2 protein-coding genes are annotated in these 2,844 nt (G+C 63.0%); both read right to left on the minus strand.

Annotated features, from left to right (window positions below):
* On the minus strand, window positions 1-2,504 hold a 2,504-nt coding region (locus I8J34_RS23840), incomplete at its 3' end, for a T6SS effector BTH_I2691 family protein (protein ID WP_214364129.1).
* Window positions 2,501-2,844 (minus strand): DUF2345 domain-containing protein (locus tag I8J34_RS24770; RefSeq protein ID WP_230411986.1); only part of this gene is annotated, 344 nt, incomplete at its 5' end. The genes I8J34_RS23840 and I8J34_RS24770, both read right to left, overlap by 4 nt.

Raw genomic sequence — 2,844 nt, forward strand, 5'->3', positions numbered from 1 at the left:
ACAAAGCCCAAGTAGATACTGCCACCGACCAGTACCACGCCGACGATGAGCCAGCCCACCGGCGTGAGCAGCAGGGTGCCGGTGCCGGCTGCCAGTGCGCCGCTGGCGTAGGTCAGGGCTGAGCCGCCGACCGTGGCGCTCAAGGCCGAGCTGGCGTACCAGAGCCCAGCGTCGGTATCGCCGCTACCGATGAGCTTGCCGCTCTGAATGCCGAGGGTTGCCCCGGTCAGGAACGCCCCGGCGTAGCCAAACAGGCGTAGTGCCTTGACGCCGCCGAGTGCACGAACAAAGGATGATCTGCGGTAGAGGTGTTCGAGCGGGCGTGGCGTGGCAACCTGAAACGCCATCAAACCGGCGTTGACCCCACTGCCAATCGCAGCAACGGCAGAACCAAAGTTCGAGAAGGACTCGAAGTCTTGACCTTCTGACAACTGCTCCACCGCCATCCTCAGATTCACCAGGTACAGCATCCCCGCCAGCGCCGAGATGCCCACCGTCCCCCAGCCCCGGAAGGGATTGGGTTGCCCCCTGCCGAGAATGGCGTGTCGGGTGGTAGTGGTTTCCTGCACTTCGAAGGTGGTGTAGCCATCCGTGCGCAGATTGCCAGTTTTCGCCAGTTGATCCATGGTGTGCGTCAGCCCCGGCGGGTTGCCTGCCGCCTCGACGAACAGGCGCGAGTATTCGCTCAGGGTTCGGCGGGTGGTGGTCACGAGGTTCCCGTAGCGGGCCATGAGGGCGCGTACCGCGGTGGCCGCATCTCCGTTGCCGGCCAACCGGGCGAGCAGACTGTCGATGTTGTCAGCAACCGCGCCGCGCCATGCGTTGGGCTTGGCGAGCAGGTACACCGTCATGCTGTGCACGATTTCTTCGGTGCCCAAGGTGTAGGGGAAGCTGCGGTGCAGGTCGTCGATGATGTTGGCAATGCCGTCGAGCGTGGCGCCGCTGCGGTCGGCGGCGGTGTCGAACGGATCGGGCAGCTTGAGATTGGCGGCCGCTTCGCGCAGCGGCGGATGGCCGGCCAATGCTCGGTAGAGGGGACTGTCGTCGAGACTGGCGGCGAGCCACTGGCCAATCAGTTCAAGCTCCTGGTTTTGGGCGCTTTCGGTCTCTTGCGGCCCGCCGGTGGGGCTCATGCCCAGCGCGGCGATGCTGCGGGCGAAGCTCACTTCCAGCTTGATCCAGTCGAGCAGGTTGTCGGTGTCGAAGGTGCGCCAAGCAGTATGGAGCGAATGCGGATTGCCGCGGGTGCGCCAGCTACTCAGCCACACGAGGCGGTCGAGACGCAGCTTTTCCAGAACGTCGCTCAGTTTCTTCAGTTCAGCGTCGTAGTCGGCGAGGAATTGACGGCGCGCGTTTTCATCGATGTGCTTGATGAGCCGATCCGCGCCGGGTGCGACGGAAGGGCTGGTGATGACGTCTCGTTTGAGTTCGGCCAGCGTCGGTTCGGGTTTGCCCCGGTTTGCCGGCTCTTTGCGCCAATACTCGAGGCGTAGTTTTGCCAGACGATCCGGGTCGGCACCCTGTTTGACGTGTCGCTCGTAGAGCCGGCCAATGGTCTCGGCCACCAGCTTCTTGCGATAGCGGGCACGGGGACCCGCGTCGGAGCTGGCTTGTACCGGATCGGGCTCGGGAGGTTTGACCAACAAGGGGATGGGTGGCGGGTTCTTGCGTACGGCGGCCTTGTCGTCAGCATCGGCCTCATTGCCGGAGGCGTCGTCTGGGTCGCTGACGAATTGCTTGATTTCACCCAGCGCCTGTTCAACAAGAGCCGCATAGTCATGGCTGACGCCAATGGGGTCGGCCAGTGCAACGATGTGCTGGCCGTCCTCAGCCAGGGTGGGCAAGCGTTCGTAGAGATCGGCGTTCTTCGTCGCGCCGGGCGTATCGCTCCACATGTACTCGCCGGCCCGGCCGGCGTATTCCTCGACCTGCGCTTCCAACTCCGATAGCAGGCATGCATCTTGGGTGGGGGCGGCCAATGCAAAGGATTGCATCGTGTGGGTGCGAGCGTTGCCTTCGTTGGTTTCAACGCGCTGGCGCTGCTTGGCCGTCCACTCGTGTTCCGAATAGGCGAGTGATGCGTCACCATACCGGGTCGGCAGCAGCAAGGCAGCGTACTCGACCAGCACTTCGACTCCCGCCGGATTGTTGCGCCCTTCGCGCAGATTCCCGCCCGACGTGACTTCAAAACACAATAGTTTGCTGTCCACGTACAAGTAGACGAAGCCCGGACGCAGTGCGCGCAGCACATAGCGGGCGGTGTCTGCCTTTGGCAGGTCCCGTTTCAACGTCCCCGCATCATACGCGTAGGCCGGACCGTCGCTACGCGGGGTAATCGCATAGCGCACCGGCAACAGGGCGACGTGCTTCTCCGTGACCGGACGGTCCACCTTTTGGCTGTCCCGAATTCGGACGACTTTTCTCTGGGTATTGGATACAGGGCTCAGGACAGAGCTGGCCTTGATGACCGGGCCGACCGGTTGCTCGGCAATCTCGCTGCTCATGCGTCAATCTCGATATCGAGGGTTTCTGTGTCCGCGGCCAAGGCAATGTGCGTTTTGCCTTTGTCGTCGGTTGTGCCGTACTCCCATTCCCCGCCTTGGCGGCGGATGCGGTAGTGCCTGCCTGCCAACGGATTACCCGTCAGTTCGTCGACCAGCACAAATCCTTCATCAAATAGCCTGACTCGTGAATCAGGTAGCGTTTGTTGTGACACCGCCCCCCGTCCCGGCCCCTCAAACGCATTCCCCCCACCCTTGACGGAGAACTTGCCCGGGCAGGCGAAGGTGATATCCGCGCCTGAGAGCGTCACCGAGCTTTGGCCGGCTTTGAGGACGATCTGGC

Source organism: Denitromonas iodatirespirans, assembly GCF_018524365.1.
GTDB lineage: Bacteria > Pseudomonadota > Gammaproteobacteria > Burkholderiales > Rhodocyclaceae > Nitrogeniibacter > Nitrogeniibacter iodatirespirans.